General features: G+C 53.0%; 12 protein-coding genes. 8 read left to right on the top strand and 4 right to left on the bottom strand.

What is annotated here, in order from left to right:
- Positions 1–49 precede the first annotated feature (49 nt).
- The 7 genes from Dvar_RS22780 to Dvar_RS22750 all read left to right on the top strand — a co-directional run bounded on the left by Dvar_RS22780 (position 50) and on the right by Dvar_RS22750 (position 12,175).
- Positions 50–3,643: an exodeoxyribonuclease V subunit gamma gene (locus tag Dvar_RS22780; protein WP_419655422.1), complete on the top strand. Its 3,594-nt coding sequence runs from the start codon at positions 50–52 to the stop codon at positions 3,641–3,643.
- Positions 3,644–3,679: 36 nt separating this feature from the next.
- Positions 3,680–7,324, top strand: coding sequence for a UvrD-helicase domain-containing protein (locus Dvar_RS22775; protein WP_419655421.1), 3,645 nt, complete (start codon positions 3,680–3,682; stop codon positions 7,322–7,324).
- An 86-nt stretch (positions 7,325–7,410) separates the two neighbouring features.
- Positions 7,411–9,318 carry an exodeoxyribonuclease V subunit alpha gene (gene recD / locus Dvar_RS22770; protein ID WP_419655420.1) on the top strand — a complete coding sequence of 636 codons (1,908 nt, stop codon included), beginning with the start codon at positions 7,411–7,413 and terminating at the stop codon, positions 9,316–9,318.
- 175 nt (positions 9,319–9,493) lie between these two features.
- Positions 9,494–9,778, top strand: a complete 285-nt coding sequence (locus Dvar_RS22765; RefSeq protein ID WP_419655419.1) for an HU family DNA-binding protein — start codon at positions 9,494–9,496, stop codon at positions 9,776–9,778.
- A gap of 64 nt (positions 9,779–9,842) precedes the next feature.
- The gene (locus Dvar_RS22760; protein ID WP_419655418.1) at positions 9,843–10,307 is read left to right on the top strand and encodes a cereblon family protein; all 465 of its coding nucleotides are present in this window, start codon (positions 9,843–9,845) and stop codon (positions 10,305–10,307) included.
- Positions 10,308–10,536: 229 nt separating this feature from the next.
- On the top strand, positions 10,537–10,719 hold the full coding sequence (locus Dvar_RS22755) for a hypothetical protein (RefSeq protein ID WP_419655417.1): 183 nt from the start codon (positions 10,537–10,539) through the stop codon (positions 10,717–10,719).
- 52 nt (positions 10,720–10,771) lie between these two features.
- Positions 10,772–12,175 carry a DEAD/DEAH box helicase gene (locus tag Dvar_RS22750; RefSeq protein WP_419655416.1) on the top strand — a complete coding sequence of 468 codons (1,404 nt, stop codon included), beginning with the start codon at positions 10,772–10,774 and terminating at the stop codon, positions 12,173–12,175.
- Between the two features lie 29 nt (positions 12,176–12,204).
- Here Dvar_RS22750 and Dvar_RS22745 read toward each other — a convergent pair whose 3' ends face one another.
- From Dvar_RS22745 to Dvar_RS22730, 4 genes are all read right to left on the bottom strand, one after another.
- Positions 12,205–12,432 (bottom strand): hypothetical protein, encoded by a 228-nt coding sequence (locus tag Dvar_RS22745; protein WP_419655415.1) that lies wholly within the window; start codon positions 12,430–12,432, stop codon positions 12,205–12,207.
- A 70-nt stretch (positions 12,433–12,502) separates the two neighbouring features.
- A complete protein-coding gene (locus Dvar_RS22740; RefSeq protein WP_419655414.1) occupies positions 12,503–13,099 on the bottom strand; it encodes a peptidylprolyl isomerase in 597 nt (198 codons plus the stop codon).
- Between the two features lie 48 nt (positions 13,100–13,147).
- The gene (locus Dvar_RS22735; protein ID WP_419655413.1) at positions 13,148–14,086 is read right to left on the bottom strand and encodes a radical SAM protein; all 939 of its coding nucleotides are present in this window, start codon (positions 14,084–14,086) and stop codon (positions 13,148–13,150) included.
- A 32-nt stretch (positions 14,087–14,118) separates the two neighbouring features.
- Positions 14,119–15,117 (bottom strand): potassium channel family protein, encoded by a 999-nt coding sequence (locus Dvar_RS22730; RefSeq protein WP_419655412.1) that lies wholly within the window; start codon positions 15,115–15,117, stop codon positions 14,119–14,121.
- Positions 15,118–15,318: 201 nt separating this feature from the next.
- Between Dvar_RS22730 and Dvar_RS22725 the strand changes: the two genes are divergently transcribed.
- A complete protein-coding gene (locus tag Dvar_RS22725) occupies positions 15,319–16,215 on the top strand; it encodes an ABC transporter ATP-binding protein (RefSeq protein ID WP_419655411.1) in 897 nt (298 codons plus the stop codon).
- The last annotated feature ends 14 nt before the right edge of the window (positions 16,216–16,229 follow it).

Raw genomic sequence — 16,229 nt, 5'->3', positions numbered from 1 at the left:
GTTGCTTCCAATCATTATATAAACTATATATATTGCAGGGTATAACAGCATGGCTGTCCATCTCTATTTCAGCAACCAGCTCATGCTGCTGGCACAGCGATTACAAAATAATCTCATCGAGGGCAGTGCGCATACGCATGTGCTGGAGGCACCGGTGGTCATCGTGCCCAACATGAACCTGTCCAAGTGGATCAAGCTGACCCTGTCTCGCCATAGCGATGTTTTTATGAATGTGGCTTTTTCCTACCTGGAAAACGGCTTGTGGGAAATGATTGGCGCACTGACCGCCCAGAAGGCGGCCGACATCGCTATGCTTGACAGGGACGGTTGCAACGTTTTGCTTTTTTTTATTTTAATGGCGCTGGATGACAAAGAGCAAGCTGTTGAGCCGATCCTTCGTTATTTGAAACATAATGATGGCCATCCACGCGCAGATGTTGAAAACCGCTGCTGGCAACTTGCTGGGGAACTGTCACGGCTATTTCAGGAATATGAATACCATCGCTCGGACATGATTCAGCGCTGGTGCGACGGCCACACCAGCAGCGATGCCATGGAGGTCTGCCAGCAATGGCTCTACAACCAGGTACGCACCCTGGCAAAGCGAATTAGGCCGGTTATCGGTCGAAATCTGGTTACCATGACCGAATACGCCAGACGTCTGTTTCCCGCGCCATCCAGCCCCCATGCAACCGCCCCCGATCAACGATTAGCGCATATTCATTTTTTCGGCCTGTCCCAGATCTCTCCGTTTCACATTGAGCTTTTGTCCCGCCTTAAAGCCGGATACGAGATTCATATTTATAGCCTTAACCCGTCCCGTGAATACTGGGAAGACATCCAGACCCCAGCGGAGAAAAAGTGGATTGCCCGTAAAAATGTCAGCCGTTTGAAGTTCAGTCAAAAGGAGTGGGCAGAGGGGGATCTGTTTGCTCCTGTGGATCATGAATTGCTCTCCGCTTGGGGCAAACCCGGCCGGGAGAACATTCGGCTGCTTTGTCAACTGACCGATTATGACTTTCATGCCGGCTTTTCTCCTAACCTGCGTGAAAGTACGATGCTGGGCGCGATTCACGGCAGGCTGCTTGATTTAGGGGCACCGGCCGACACGGGTCAGGACTGTCTGCCTCAGGACAGCTCATTGCAGATCGTGGCCTGTCCGGGCCTGCGACGTGAAGTGGAAACGGTGTACAACAGCATCCTTTATAATCTGGAGACGGATGCGGATCTGTGCATGACCGACATTGCCGTCATGGTGTCGGATATGTCGCGTTACAAACCGGTGGTGGATTCGGTTTTCAGCCAGCAGCCGGTACGCATCGCTTACAATCTGGTGGATGCCAGCGCCAGCATGGAAAGTGTCTTTGCCCAAGGCCTGCTGAGCTTCATGAACCTGGCCCGTGGCACGTTTTCCAGAAAAGAAGTGTTTGATTTTTTAAGGAATCCTTGTGTTTTGCAACGCTGGCAGATTACACCTGAAACGCTGTCCATCTGGATCCAATGGGCGGATGCACTGGGCATTTTTCATGGATATGTAAACCCGCATGATGACGATCAGGCCATTCCCGAGGCAGGGCTTTTTTCCTGGCGGCAGGGGTTGGAGCGTCTGCGGCTATCGCGTATCATGACCCCGCCTGCCCAAGCTGCAGACCATTGGCAATCCCACTTCAACAACATGGTTCCCTATGCGGATATTACGACCGGTGATCAGCGCCTGCTTGAAAAATTTTGCACCATCATTTCCGCATTGCATGCGGCGGTGGCCCGTTTCAAAACCGGCACGAAATCCGCGACAGACTGGCGGGACACCTTTTTCCAGGTCATCGATCAGTTTATGGAAATTGATCCGGGCATGCGTGGTGAAAAGACCGTTTTTCAATCCATGAGCCGGGCATTTGATCATTTTGTTCTCTATGATGCCATCAACGAGACATCCTCGGGGCCACTGCTTACCAGTGAAGCCTTATGGGCATTCGTTCGGTCCCATCTGGAGGGCATTACCGGTGGGCAAGGCGACTATTTGACCGGTGGGGTGACCGTTTCCGGATTGATGCCCATGCGTCCGATCCCGTTTAAAATTGTTTATGTGATGGGAATGGAGGAGGGGCGTTTCCCCGGACGGACAAAGGACAGCCTGCTTGATTTACGAATCCGCAAACGTCGTATCGGTGATGTCAATCAGGCTGAACGCAACCGTTACCTGTTTTTGGAAATCCTTATCTCCGTACAAAAAAAGCTTTATTTAAGCTATGTCTCACGCGATCTGCAAAAAGACCGGGATTTGGTCCCCTGTTCCGTGGTGCATCAGTTGCAACGCCATGTAGAACAGCAGATCCTGGGGGGAAAACCGTTTCAACATCAACACATTCCCATCAAGGCTGACAGTACCCGCTACCTGGTACCCGATGCGGTGACGAGTTGGTCCGATGTCATGGTCAGCTACAATGCGATGGATCGGATCAGTGCCTATCGTCGCTGCGGTCTCTGGGACGATGCATGCGCAACGGTTTCATCCGCCGAGCAGAAGGTGATTGCGCGCTATGAACCGGATTTTTCGTTTTCTGCTGCTGCGGCACCGGTGGATACGGCATCCACCGTGAGCTTGACCATTGGGTTGCTGCGGCGTTTTTTGCTGGATCCGGTAGCTGTTGCCGGGCGATATCATTTGGACGCCGATGAATACCTTGATCAAACGGCTGAGACCGCCGACCTGGAGGATGAGCCGCTGGCCTCAGGCTTCCCGGTGGATTTTGAAATCCGCAGTTTACCGGTAAGGCGCTGGCTGGTTGACAGCTTAACCGGCAGCCAGGGCGAACCGACAATCGATACCCTGACCGGTGAATTCAACCTTGTTTATGCGGATCTGACCCGTAAAAGCCGGGTGCCGGCCGGTGCATTTGCCGATCACGATCGATCCAGACTCCAAGACGACGTCAGGGCCAGCGGGGCAACGCTGCTACCGTATATCCTTGAGATGCGATCCGCAAGAAAACTGTTTTCAGCCGTTTTACTGGGATCGGACATGGTCGATACAATTGATGGCGGGGAGGAAACGCTGATTTTGAATCCGGTTGATCTATCACCTGCCGATCCTGAACGCAAAGGCTTGCCGCGCAGGGTACAGATCAGCGGCGGATTGCCGTGGATCTGGCAGTCAAAAGACCATCGATGGCACTGCCTGGTCGTCACCGGTTCAGGCAAAAAGCCCAGCCAGCCGGATAAATACGTCCTGGCACCGGTGCTAACGCTAATGGCCGTCGCCGCCTCCGGCCAGCCCTATCCTTGGGCGGACGCGCAACGCATGACCGTGCATGTGGCGTACCGGGAGCATATGCAGGATCACCCGTATCTTCTGAAACCCGATGCGTGCCGAATTTATTTAGACATGTTGGTCGAGGATTTTTTTACCCTCAGCCCCATGGCTTGGCTGCCCTTTGATACTATTTTTGGGAAGGGCTCCTTGTTGCGATATATCAAACAGGACGATGTGAGCGATGTCGACGCCGAGGCCTTTGCACAGTCCATGCAAGAGGCTATGCAGGAAACACTTGATCCGGTCGCCCAGCTGTATGGCGCCACGGTGCCGCCGAATATCCTGGATTTGGCCCGGCGGCGTTTGCGGGTATTTCTGCCGACCCTTTAGGCGATAAACCGATTCTATTGATAGAAAGTTCCTTTTTTGGCTACCGACCGTAAAACAGGCTTTGATGCCATAACCGATCCGCAGGCAATTGATCTTTCATGTCATGCCCTGGTCGAGGCTTCCGCCGGTACGGGAAAGACATATACCATCGAAAATTTGGTGGTGCGATTATTGGTCGAAGAAGCAGACCTTCAGCTTGAGAATATTTTACTGGTGACCTTTACCGAAAAAGCCACCGGTGAGCTCAAACAACGGATCCGGCAAAAAATTGAGCAGACGCTTGATGGGGATCCAGGGCTTTGCGATGCGATTTGTAAAAAACTGCATGAGAGCCTCGATAATTTCGACAATGCCCCCATTTTTACCATCCATGGCTTTTGCCACACCTTGCTGCGAGAGTTTCCATTTGAGACAGGAAATCTATTCGAGCAGGAATTAATGGATGACCCCCCGCTGTTGGAGAAATTGCTGCGCAAGCAGATTCGCTCGGACTGGCCCAAGCGATTCGGCGAGCGATTATATGAACTGTTGGCCCTGGCTCATTTTCCTGATCAACCGGATGCTTTTATTGACAACATTGTCCAACTGGCGCTGCGCCTGAGCGGCGATGCATCGCGCGAGACCCTTATCCCCGATCCCGGCGATACGGATGTGGACGCCCTGTACCAATCGATACAAACGAAAGTTGCGGCGCTAAAAGCGTTGGTTGGAAGACCGCCGGCACTTTCAGAGGCCTACGATCGCCTGAATATCCACAAGGGCACCAGACAAAAAAATATTCGCGAACTGGTCGTCCCCCTTGAGCAATGCCTGGACCAGATCAATGAGAATGGATGGACGCTTGCTCCGGTATTTGCATTCATGCAAACCTTGATTCCACGCTCTGGCTTGAAAAGCATGCCCTTTGATAGCCTGATGCCGACAAAATGGCTCAAGGCCGGGGAAAACCTTGATGTATGCCCGCATCTGAATCAGATCAAAGACCACGTGAATGAACTGACCCAGTTGTGCGTCACCGCATCCCATCTGCTCACCTTGAGCGCATTGGACCAATTGCGCCGTGATGTCCGCAGCGTCAAAGATCGTCATGGATGGATCAGTTATCAGGATATGCTCACCCGCGTGGCGGATTTTCTCACCGCACCGGGAGCCGAGGCGGGTGTCGAAAAAATCCGGGCCCGCTATCGAGTGGCCTTTGTCGACGAATTCCAGGATACCGATGACTTGCAGTGGCGCATATTTAACAGGCTTTTCATGGAGGCCGGCACCACCAATCGCCTGTTTTTGATCGGTGATCCCAAGCAGGCAATCTATGGATTCCGCGGTGCCGATATCTTTACCTACCTGACCGCCAGGCAAACCATGGTTCAATTGGCGGCGAAGAAACAGGCCCATCTATACCGGTTGAACGTCAACTGGCGCAGTGTGTCGGCCATGGTCGATGGGTTTAACCGAATTTTCGGGAAGGATGACTGGTTTGGTGCAGCGACCGGCAAAGGACCGTTTGAGATCGGTTACCCGGCGGCGGATTCACCGCCCGAAGACGCCCTGCCGCTGACTCTTCAAGCGGATCGATCCGGGCGGCCGGCGCTGAATGTCATTGATCTGAGCCCTGTGGACAGCCAGTTGGAGGCCAAAGACGTGCTGGCCCGGTTTATCTGCAGGGAAATCCGCTTTCTGGTCCATACGGCCAAGATCCGCATCAAGGACAAAAAGGGTGCATCTTACCCATTGAACTACAGTGACATCGCCATCCTGGTCCGAAGCCAGACAGAATTTATGTCTCTGGAAGCCCGGCTCATCAAAAGCGCGATCCCCTACACGTACTATCGCCAGCCCGGTTTGTTCCAATGCCCGCAGGCTCACTTGCTGAGCATCATGTTGAAAGCCGTGCTGAATCCCCAGCATGGGCCAACGGTCAAGCTGGCGCTGCTGACGCCGTTTTTTGACATTTCCCCGCAAACCTTAAGCGCATGGGCGGAGCTGCCCGCCGATCACCTCAGCCAGCAGCTGTTGGACCGCTGGCAAAAAACGGCGGCAAAGCGCCGTTGGGGGCTTTTGTTTCAATCCTTGATGGAAGAATCCGGGATGATTGCCCGGCATTGTACGGACCCGGGCTGGGATCGCACCCGGACCAATTTTCAGCAGTTGTTCGATTATTTGGAAACCACGGCCTATGCTAAAAATATGGACGCTGGCACCTTGGTGGGGCATCTGGACAAACTGAGGCTGACTGGCAGTGCGTCGGGCGCCGATGCCGACATTCACCAGATCGAAGATGAAGGCGACAAGGTGCAGATTTTAACCATGCATGTGAGCAAAGGGCTGGAATTCCCAGTGGTATTCATTGCCGGTGGACTGACCATGCGCGCCTTTGGCGGTGTGCAAGTCTACCACAGCATCGACACCAACAATCCGCAAAAAGGATGTCGCAAAATCGTCGATCTGACGGGCCGCTCGGGGATGGCCCGGGCCCGACAGGAATTTGAGGATGAACAAAAACGCCTTTATTACGTTGCCTTGACCCGCGCACGGGCCAAGGTTTACGTCCCATTTTACCCGGATGACCGCAATCATGGCTGGATCGGTCCCATCTGTACCTTTGTTAGCCGCAGTATCCACAATGCTTTTGAACCGGTCAGCGCGGATCGGCCGCCGGAAGGATGGCTGCATTGCCAAGCGCCGCTGCCGACGGACAATGCTGTAACCGATGATGCTGCCATGAATCGTCCATCTGCCATGGCCTTGCCGGCCGACCGGCTGATTCCGGCGCCAGATGATTTCCGGCACCGTAAAATCGCCCTGGAGTCGTTTTCCAGTATCGGCCACCGGATGAGCGGGGGGCATGGACGGTTTGACCCAACAGAGGCGTTCAGCCTGATTGATGAGATAATGCGTGACGATGACGAGCCTGCCACCGGCCTTGCCACGCAGCCGGTTGAGCGCCATGCATTGGATGACCTGCCGGGCGGTACCGGCATGGGATCCATGTTTCATCACATTTTTGAGACCATTGATTTCCAGGCGGTGCTGAACGGACCGGCAGATATTCTGGAAGATGATCGTCTGCAAAGGGTGGTTGAAGATGCGATGGCCCACTACCGCATCGATATGCGATGGGCGCCTTGCATCAGCCGCATTGTCGCTCAAACCCTTCGGCGACCCATTGCTGTGGATGATCAGGTGTTTCGGTTGGGACAGCTTACCCCGGCCCAGCGTCGGCACGAGATTGAATTTTATTTTCCCCTGGCCGAATCGTTCGAAAGGTCAGAAGGGGCGAAAGAATGCGGCTTGGACAAAGGGCCATGCCGGGAGATGGTCGTGCGCGGATTCATCGATCTGGTGTTTGCCTGGAAGGATCGATTCTATATTGCCGACTGGAAGTCCAACCGCCTTTCTCAGGGATACCGGCAAGACGCCATGCAAATGGAAATGGAAGCCGCCGGCTATGATTTGCAATACCAGTTGTACAGCCTGAGTACATTGCGCTGGTTGAAACAGAAAATGGGCGATGGCTTTGACCCGTATCGCCATTTTGGCGGTGTTTTTTATTTGTTTATCCGGGGCCTGGATGGGCAAGATCAAAGCGACGGCGTGTTCCATGTTCCCCCAGCGCAATTGCTGCCGGTTGAGGCGTTGGAAAAAACGATCCGGCAACGGATTGCCCGCATCCATTGGTAGAAAAACAGGCGCTGCGGCATGATGGCACTAAAAAACTCCACGCTTAGCGTTGCCGAATAAGGTAAAAACAAGGACGTTTGCTTAAGATGACCCATCACCATCTCCCTGATCCAGGCCTGGCCGTGGACGAAAACCGGCTGAGCATGCTTTCTGAACAGCTGGACCTTTCGGATTTGGACCGGATGACCATTGACGACCTGCTGCGTCATGCAAAAAGTGCCGGTGATCCAGGCCTGGCCGCGATTTTGGCGTTGATGTTTGCCGCTTTAAGCCAGGGGAGTCTGTGTCTGGCGCTGGACCGCCGGCCCCTCGACCAGGCGATTGCCAAAGACGCAGCGCTTCATGATCAGATCATGCAATTCATCTGCCGGTTGGACCAAGGGGCGTATGACCATCTGATCGACCGCAAGGCCAACGGGGATTTCAAGCCCCTGGTGCTTGACTCTCGGTCCGGTAAGCGGCTGCTGTATTTTCAAAAGTTTCACTACCACGAACAGCGTCTCAAGCACCGCTTGAAAATGATGCTGGCGCCACGCCAAAAAAGGGTGCTCCCCGATGGCCGGACCATCAAACAGGTAATCGATGGTCTTTACCAGGAAACGCGGGTAATCCGCAAAAGTGCCGGTAGCGCGCCCATTGACAAGGACACCGATCAAATCGATGCCATCCGAGCGGCGTTGACCCATTCACTGTTGATTATTTCCGGAGGTCCGGGAACCGGAAAAACATCTCTTTTGACAAACATTTTGCGGGCGTTGGTACAGACCGGTACGGATCCCGGTCGCATTTTGCTGGCCGCTCCCACGGGCAGGGCTGCCCAACGCATGACCGAAGCCTTGCATGTCAACCTGGCAAGTATTGGCCGGTTGGACCCTGACGAGCAAAGGCTCGAACAACTTGTTGGGTCCACGTTGCACAAATTGTTGATTTACAGCAGGTACCGGGGTGGTTTTTTGCACGATGAACACAACCGCCTGGCAGCGGATGTGATCGCCGTGGACGAAGTCTCCATGGTCGATGTGGTCATGATGGACCATCTCTTTCAGGCGATTGATCCTTCGCTTACCAAGGTGATTCTGATCGGCGACAAGGATCAGTTGCCATCGGTGGAAGCTGGGTCCGTGCTGGCTGATATCAGCGCGGCGGCCGCCCCCGCCATGGCCGATCACTTGGTGGTGCTTCAGCGTGTTTACCGATCCGCCGGAAAATTACTGGCGCTGGCCCAGTCGATCAACGCCGGTGCATCTGTTGGTTTGCATTCCGTTGCATTTTCCGAGGCCCTTGCCCAACCGGTCGGTAATTGGTCCTTTGTGGCCGCTACGGATATAGACCGACTGAACCGGCACGTGGATCTTTGGACATGGCATCATTTTTTTCTGCCGACCGACGACCACCATTACAGCTATGTGGACGGGGTGAACCAATTGGCCGCGCTATCGGTTAATAGCAAGGCGTATGCACAGCGGATCGATCAATTATTTGGATTTATCCACCGCAGTCGCATCCTGACCGTGGTCCGGCATGGTCCGGCCGGTATGCGCTGGATCAACAACCGGATTGCAACCGCATTAAAGTCGCACCTGGATCCGGATACAAGTCCCCACAGCCAATTGTTTAACGGCGCCATGATCATGATCACACGCAACGATTACGACCGGAAACTGTTCAACGGTGATGTGGGCATGGTGCTGAGGCAACCTGACGCTGGCGGCTATCGTGCCTGGTTCAGGCGGGGCAACGGGGTCGCCTCCTTTCCCGCCTCGGGGCTGACGGACTGGGAGCTTGCTTTTGCCATGACCGTCCATAAAAGCCAGGGCTCGGAGTTTGACGACACCCTCCTGATTCTTCCCGAGGATTCAGGACATCGGCTGCTCACCCGTGAGATCATCTATACCGCGGCCACCCGTGCCAGCAAGCGGTTGATCATTTATGGTACACAGGCCGCATTTCGAACAGCACTGCAGCGTAAAATTCATCGGCAGAGCGGTCTGTAACAACCCGCGCCTGTTTTTGGGGCCAAGCCGGTCGATGGCTGAGGGAATGCGCTGTGCCGTATGGATCATCTTTTACTGGGGGGAAAAGCCGGATTCAGCCAATCCTAGTGTTGACAACCTGCAGATAAATCTATACGATCTTGATATAATTCATGATACCAAGGGGAGGGGGCACATGAACAAGGGAGACCTGATTGAAGCACTGAAAAGAAAGAATGGTTTCACGCGGGAAAAAGCCGAACGAATCATCGATCTTTTTTTTGGTGAAATGACCAATGCATTGGTCAGAGGCGACCGGGTCGAAATTAGGGGCTTTGGAAGCATATTTGTAAAAAACTATGGCTCGTATAAAGGCAGAAATCCAAAAACCGGCGAATCGGTCATGGTCAAATCCAAACGCCTGCCATTTTTCAGGTGCGGAAAAGAGTTGAAAGAACGGGTGGACCGTACGGTCAATTAATACTTTTGTTGAGTCGTTTCCCATTGACTTACCTGCCATGCAAGCCGCAAATCGGCAGACAAAAATGAATATGCCAATCTTGCCGGCTGGCGACTGTCAGCCGCCACCATTTTTTGAGAACCGGTGCCTGGATCTGCTTAAATGGCATGACCAGCCGGGCGAACCGGGACGTCACACGTATACCTCGACCAGCGATGAGCCGGAGGAAGACACCGCCAACGTGATTGTCTGCCGGCAATGTTTGCATACCATCACTTTTGCGTCCGAACATCGCATGATCAACGGCGCCCATATTCACACCTTCGCCAATCCGGATGGAATTATTTTTGAAATCGGCTGCTATCACGATGCCATGGGGTGCGGCTATATTGGGCGCGCTTCATCGGAGTTTACCTGGTTTAACGGGTATGTGTGGCGCATTGCCGTTTGCGGATCATGTCTTGTTCACCTGGGGTGGCGGTTTTCCGGTGCAGACGGTGGTTTTTTCCATGGATTGATTACCAGCCGGCTGATTATGCAAGAAAAATAACTATCCCATCGGTTTCCTGCCTTTATCGTCATTTACTAAAAAGTGATCCCATTCCATTTTCAACTGTTCAATGTTTCAAACATAGATGTGGGGCAAATGAAATTTATACTTTTGACAGCTGGAATCGACTTGGTTAATATAGCTATTTTTTAAAAATCAATATTGAAAATGGCAGGACAACTAAAAATCAGTTGCTGCCCCTGATTGCCAACTGGAGAAACGTAAAAAAATGACGATCCTCAAAGCCATTCCGATTCTTCTTGCATCATTTGCCTTGGGAAACTGGTTTCTTTCGGAAGCAAAAAAAGCCAAAATCGCCAGAAAACCATGGTATACGCCTTATTTTACCGTCCCGGGCATCCTGATCCTGATTGTTTTCATGATTCCCCTTTACCTGCACTTTTTTTATTAAGACGCCCGTTTTGTGTAAAGCAAGCCCGCCAAAAGGTGAATTGAAGATCACCATGGCATCCTCTATGAAGCTCAGTGGTGTGCCCGGTGATCTCATGCAGACGCTGACCCGGCACTTTCAGATGCTCAATCCCAAATGGCTGGAAAATGAGCGCATGGGACGATGGAACCGGGGAACCAAAAAGACACTTCGCTTTTATCGGCGTTTTGGGAAACAGGGCATCATCATTCCCCGCGGATACGCCCGCCAGCTCATCCGGCTGCTTAACCGGGAGCACATTGCATACACCATCGATGATCAGCGGCGGCAATTGCCGGCCGTTTCTTTTGACTTTACCGGCAGCCTGAAATCATTTCAAACCGTTGCCGTGGAGGCCATGCTTAAACGGGAATTCGGCACGCTGAGTGCACCCACGGGCAGCGGGAAAACCATCATGGGGCTGTATCTGATCGCCCAACGAAGGCAGCCGACCATCATCATTGTCCATACCAAGGACCTTGCCCATCAATGGATTCAGCGCATCGAACAGTTCCTCGGCATCCCGGCCGATCAAGTGGGCCTGCTCGGTGCCGGGAAAAAGCGTATGGGAGACCGGATTACCGTGGCCCTGGTTCAAACCTTGTACCGCATGACCGACCAGGTAGCCCCCCTGATCGGGCACATTGTCGTGGACGAATGCCATCGTGCGCCCAGCCGTACGTTTACCGAGGCTGTCACGGCCTTTGATGCTCGCTATATGCTGGGGCTGTCGGCAACCCCCTGGAGACGGGACAAATTGTCCAGACTGATCTTCTGGTATCTGGGGGATGTGAATCACGAGGTCAACAAAGCCCAATTGGAACAAAAGGGCCATATCCTAAAAGCGGATGTGGTTTTGCGGCCGACCAGTTTCGAGCCCTACTTTGATCCGGTCAACGACTATTCGCGGATGTTATCGGAATTGACCACCGATGATGCGCGCAACCATCTGATTGCAGAGGATGTGGAAAAAGAAGCCCGGAGCGGTGAGGGAATTTGTCTGGTGCTTTCGGACCGCAAGAAACACTGTGAAACTCTGCAAAGTATCCTGCGCTATAAACACGGCCTGGAATCGGAGCGTCTGACCGGTGACCTGAGTGATGAGGCGCGCAAACAAGTCATGGAAAAGATTCAAAAGGGGCAGGTCAACATCCTGATCGCCACGGGACAGCTGATCGGCGAAGGGTTTGACTGCCCTGATCTGTCCACGCTGTTTCTGGCCACCCCCATTCGTTTCAGCGGGCGGGTGACGCAGTACCTGGGCCGTATCCTGCGTCCATCCCGTCACAAGGCCAGGGCCCGGGTGTACGATTATGTGGATGTCCAGGTGGCACCCTTAATGGCCGCCGCCAGAGCCCGGCAGCGGGTTTATGGTGGGGAGGACGGTGCGCTTTTTCGAATCCGTAACGATGATGGCAAAGCGCTTCCTCTATGTTGATTGACCGGTAGAGGAGCCAATTGTGCAGGTCATCGCTTCACACCCATCGTGAAGTGGATGGCCATTTCGGGGTAAAAGAACGCTGTCGTTGGTTTAAACCCTCTGCTATCCCACACCTGTTTGCCAAAAAACAGATTGAAAGAATATACATTCACGGTTTGTGGCAATTCACTGGAGCGATAAGGAAAGGCAAGCATTGGCAGAAAGAACGTATAGTTCCACGCTAAGTCAGTCCGTCCCTGCTTGTCAAGCTTCAAATCGGCTTCCTTTGAAACAGCCGTTTTTTACCCCGATTCGGCCATCCTCAAATCACTTGCCGCGCTTGCGCTATTCGGCCGTTTTGGTCACAGGCGCTTTGACCACCTCGGCCTTGACGATCTGCACCGGTGTTTGCGGAACATCCCGCATTCCAGCGCGCATGGTCGTAGGGACATTTTCAATGGCGTGGACCACATCCATGCCGCCGACCACCTTGCCAAATACGCAGTACCCCCAGCCTTGAGCCGTTTTCGCGCGGTGATCCAAAAAGAGATTGTCCTTGACGTTGATGAAAAACTGAGCGCTGGCCGAATGCGGATCCGGCGTGCGCGCCATGGCAATGGTGCCGATACGGTTGGAAAGCCCGTTGTCGGCCTCGTTGATAATGGGCGGACGGGTGGATTTGCGCTGCATGTCGGCATCAAACCCACCGCCTTGGATCATGAATTCTTTAATCACCCGATGAAAAATCGTGCCGTCATAAAAACCGGAATTGACGTAGGCAAGAAAGTTCTCCACGGTTTTCGGCGCGGCCGTGGCATTCAATTCAATGATGATGTCTCCTTTTTGAGTGATGAGCTTGACCCGCACCGGCCCATCGGCTGCCGTTGCACAAGTCGTACTGAACAGAAAGATCATTACCCCAACAAAGAAAATTCGTTTCATGCAACCCCCGCAATAAATGGTGAGTATCGATTAAACATGTCTAGATCGTTAATACAATTGAAACACCCGCCTTGGCTTGTCCAGACGGGTGATTCCTGCGGCCTTGGCCTCTGCCACGGCTTGGGTGTAGGCATCCGTCGAAAGGGGTGCGGCCAGTGACGCCACTGTTGCCGCCTTGCCGCAAGGGCGATACTGGGCCATGACATTGACATACGTGTCCCGGGATAGGGATTGGGCAATAAAGTGCATCACCTGAGCTGTCCCGGCGAGCCCATCGGGAAGAACCAGATGGCGGACGAGAAGTCCTTTGTAAGCCAGCCCGCTGCGATCGTCAATACGCAAATCACCCACCTGACGATGCATTTCCACTAACGCTTTGCGCGCAATCTCGGGGTAATCCTTGGCATTACAGGTCATCTGGGCAACAGCCGGGTCCCAGAATTTGAAGTCCGGCATGTAGATGTCGACAATTCCCTCGAGCAGTTTCAGGGTCGATACATTGTCATAACCACCGGTATTGAAAACCAAAGGCAATTTCAGCCCCTTTTCTGCGGCAATGCCAACGGCGCTAAGAATCTGAGGGACCACATGCGACGGGGTGACAAAATTGATGTTGTGACATCCCATGTGCTGCAACTGCAGCATGATCTGGGCCAGTGTGTCGTCAGAGACAAGCTGACCCTCACCATGATGGCTGATTTCAAAATTCTGACAAAAATTACACAGTAAGTTGCAATGGGAAAAGAAGATCGTGCCCGATCCGTTTTTCCCCACAAGTGGTGCTTCTTCGCCAAAATGGGCGTTAAAGGAGGCCACCTTGGCCAGCCGACCGGTTTGGCAATACCCGGTTTCATTCTGGGTGCGATCGACCTTGCAGCGCCGTGGGCATAGGGTGCAGTGCGTCAGCGCCGACAGTGCTTGCTTGATGCGTTTTAGCAGGGTGCCATTTTCCCATGCAGCCAAATAAGACGGTTCTGACATCGCCATATGCATAGTTCCTATTTCTGGATGGACACTACTCAGCTGCGCAACATATGCTCCAGTTGAGTAAGACTTTTGGCCCGGCCAACCACCACCAGGGTGTCATCGACTTCAATCCGGGTATCGGCCTTGGGGTTGAAGATCATGGTGTTGTCGGCTTTTTTAATGGTCAGGATAATCAGATCCAATTGTTGACGGATGCCTGAATTTTTCAGTTCCACATTGAGCAGGCGGGAGGTGGATTTGACCTGAATTTCTTCAACTTGAATATCCGTACTATCGTCGGTAAAAGCCAGTTCCAGAAAACGGATCACCGTGGGGCGCAAGATGGCGTGTGCCATTCGCCGTGCCCCCAGATCATACGGGCTGATGACCTTGTCGGCCCCGGCGGCCTGAAGGGTCCGCTTGGCCGTGTTCTGGATGGCACGTGCAACCACAAACAGACGGGGGTTGAGTTGTTTGGCGATCAGCGTGAGAAAAACATTGTCGGCATCGGTGGCCACGGCGGTGATCAACCCCCGGGCCTGTTGGATCCCGGCCTTGAGAAGAAGGCCTTCTTCGCTGGCTTCGCCCATCAGATACAAGACGCCGTCCTCGTCCATCACCGATTGGCGCCCGCTGTTTTTCTCGATGATCACGACATCCAGGTAGCGTTCGGTCAGGTACCGGGCCAGTACGCGACCAATACGGCCATAGCCGCAGATGATATAATGATTTTTCAGTTTGGCGATCTGATGGTCCAATTTACGTCTCCCGAAAATGATACGAATACGGTCTTCCACTAAAAACTGAACGAGATTTCCCCCCACATACATATAGTAGCCGACGCCCATGAAGATCATCACGCCCGTGAAGATCCGGCCCGGCCCGCTGATTTGACGAACCTCACCAAATCCGACGGTAGACAGGGTAATCAGGGTCATGTACAGGGCATCGCCCAGGCTCCATCCCTCGATGATCATGTAACCGGCGGAGCCCACACTGAATAGAAACAGTGTTAAAACAATGGAAAGGGTCAGATGATTTTTACGTTCCACGATCTTAGCTCATTAAAAAACAGTTCAATATTGCCGAATTACGAGGCCTGTCAAAAGATGGCCAAAACAGATTTGCGGCTTGATTTGCCACCCGGGACCGACTATAAAAAAACGTTTATTTCGTGTCAACCGGCATGGTCACGCAACATCCTTTTTTTTAATGAAATTTTAACAAGTTAATAAAAAATATGATACGGCCTGATGAAATCCGATAAAAAACCATTACTCGACGTTGAAAATATTACCAAAATTTATGGAAATCTTCACGCTGTGGATGATGTAAGTCTGACCATTTTTCAGGGAACCTGCTTTGGGCTGTTGGGACCCAACGGCGCCGGCAAGACAACCCTGATTGAAATCATCGAAAATATCATTTCTCACAGCTCAGGGGCGGTTTTTTACAAAGGCGAACCACGCAAAGCAAAGTTCAAACAGGAAGTGGGGATCATGTTTCAGCAGACCGCGTTGCTCTCTTTTTTGACTGTGGCGGACACCCTGAAAACCTTTGCCCGGTTATACGATCACACGGAATCCATGGAGACCTTGATCCAATTGTGCCATTTAGAAGATGTCAAGGCACAGCTAAACGACAAGATATCGGGGGGACAAAAACAGCGTCTGCTCCTGGCGCTGGCCCTTTTGAACCGGCCTGAATTGATTTTTCTGGACGAACCGTCAACCGGGCTGGACCCCCAGGCGCGTCATAATTTGTGGCGGATCATCAATACCGTGAAATCCCAGGGCCGTACCATTGTCCTGACCACCCACTACATGGAAGAGGCGGAGCACCTTTGCGATGATATCGCCATCATGGACAAGGGCAAGATAATCGCCCGCGGTGCACCCGCGGATTTGATTCAGACCCACTGCAAGCGAGCCACCTTGACCCTGCCCAGAACAAAACGGGTTGGCAACATCCACGATCTTGCGGGCTTTGTCCGTGAAACATCGGATCAACTGGTGATCCGCACTGAAAATGTCAACGCCCTGATCGGTCAATTGCTGTCCCGCGGGGTGGACATGAGCGAGGTCAATGTTCGTACCCCGACCCTCGAGGATGTATTCCTAAAACTCACCGGGCGCAGTTTGCGCGACTGACCTGCTGCAGGAGA

Origin of the sequence: Desulfosarcina variabilis str. Montpellier (genome assembly GCF_048565275.1) — a bacterium.
GTDB classification, from domain to species: domain Bacteria; phylum Desulfobacterota; class Desulfobacteria; order Desulfobacterales; family Desulfosarcinaceae; genus Desulfosarcina; species Desulfosarcina variabilis.
The sequence above is the reverse complement of the archived record's forward strand: the minus strand, read 5'-3'. Positions and strand labels throughout refer to the sequence as shown.

What these genes read in the sequence shown, in the direction of transcription:
- Dvar_RS22735 (WP_419655413.1), bottom strand. Translation starts at nt 14,086, where the DNA reads ATGGCGATGTCAGAACCGTCTTATTTGGCTGCATGGGAAAATGGCACC.
- Dvar_RS22740 (WP_419655414.1), bottom strand. Translation starts at nt 13,099, where the DNA reads ATGAAACGAATTTTCTTTGTTGGGGTAATGATCTTTCTGTTCAGTACG.
- Dvar_RS22765 (WP_419655419.1), top strand. Translation starts at nt 9,494, where the DNA reads ATGAACAAGGGAGACCTGATTGAAGCACTGAAAAGAAAGAATGGTTTC.
- Dvar_RS22780 (WP_419655422.1), top strand. Translation starts at nt 50, where the DNA reads ATGGCTGTCCATCTCTATTTCAGCAACCAGCTCATGCTGCTGGCACAG.
- Dvar_RS22755 (WP_419655417.1), top strand. Translation starts at nt 10,537, where the DNA reads ATGACGATCCTCAAAGCCATTCCGATTCTTCTTGCATCATTTGCCTTG.
- Dvar_RS22750 (WP_419655416.1), top strand. Translation starts at nt 10,772, where the DNA reads ATGGCATCCTCTATGAAGCTCAGTGGTGTGCCCGGTGATCTCATGCAG.
- recD (WP_419655420.1), top strand. Translation starts at nt 7,411, where the DNA reads ATGACCCATCACCATCTCCCTGATCCAGGCCTGGCCGTGGACGAAAAC.
- Dvar_RS22725 (WP_419655411.1), top strand. Translation starts at nt 15,319, where the DNA reads ATGAAATCCGATAAAAAACCATTACTCGACGTTGAAAATATTACCAAA.
- Dvar_RS22760 (WP_419655418.1), top strand. Translation starts at nt 9,843, where the DNA reads ATGAATATGCCAATCTTGCCGGCTGGCGACTGTCAGCCGCCACCATTT.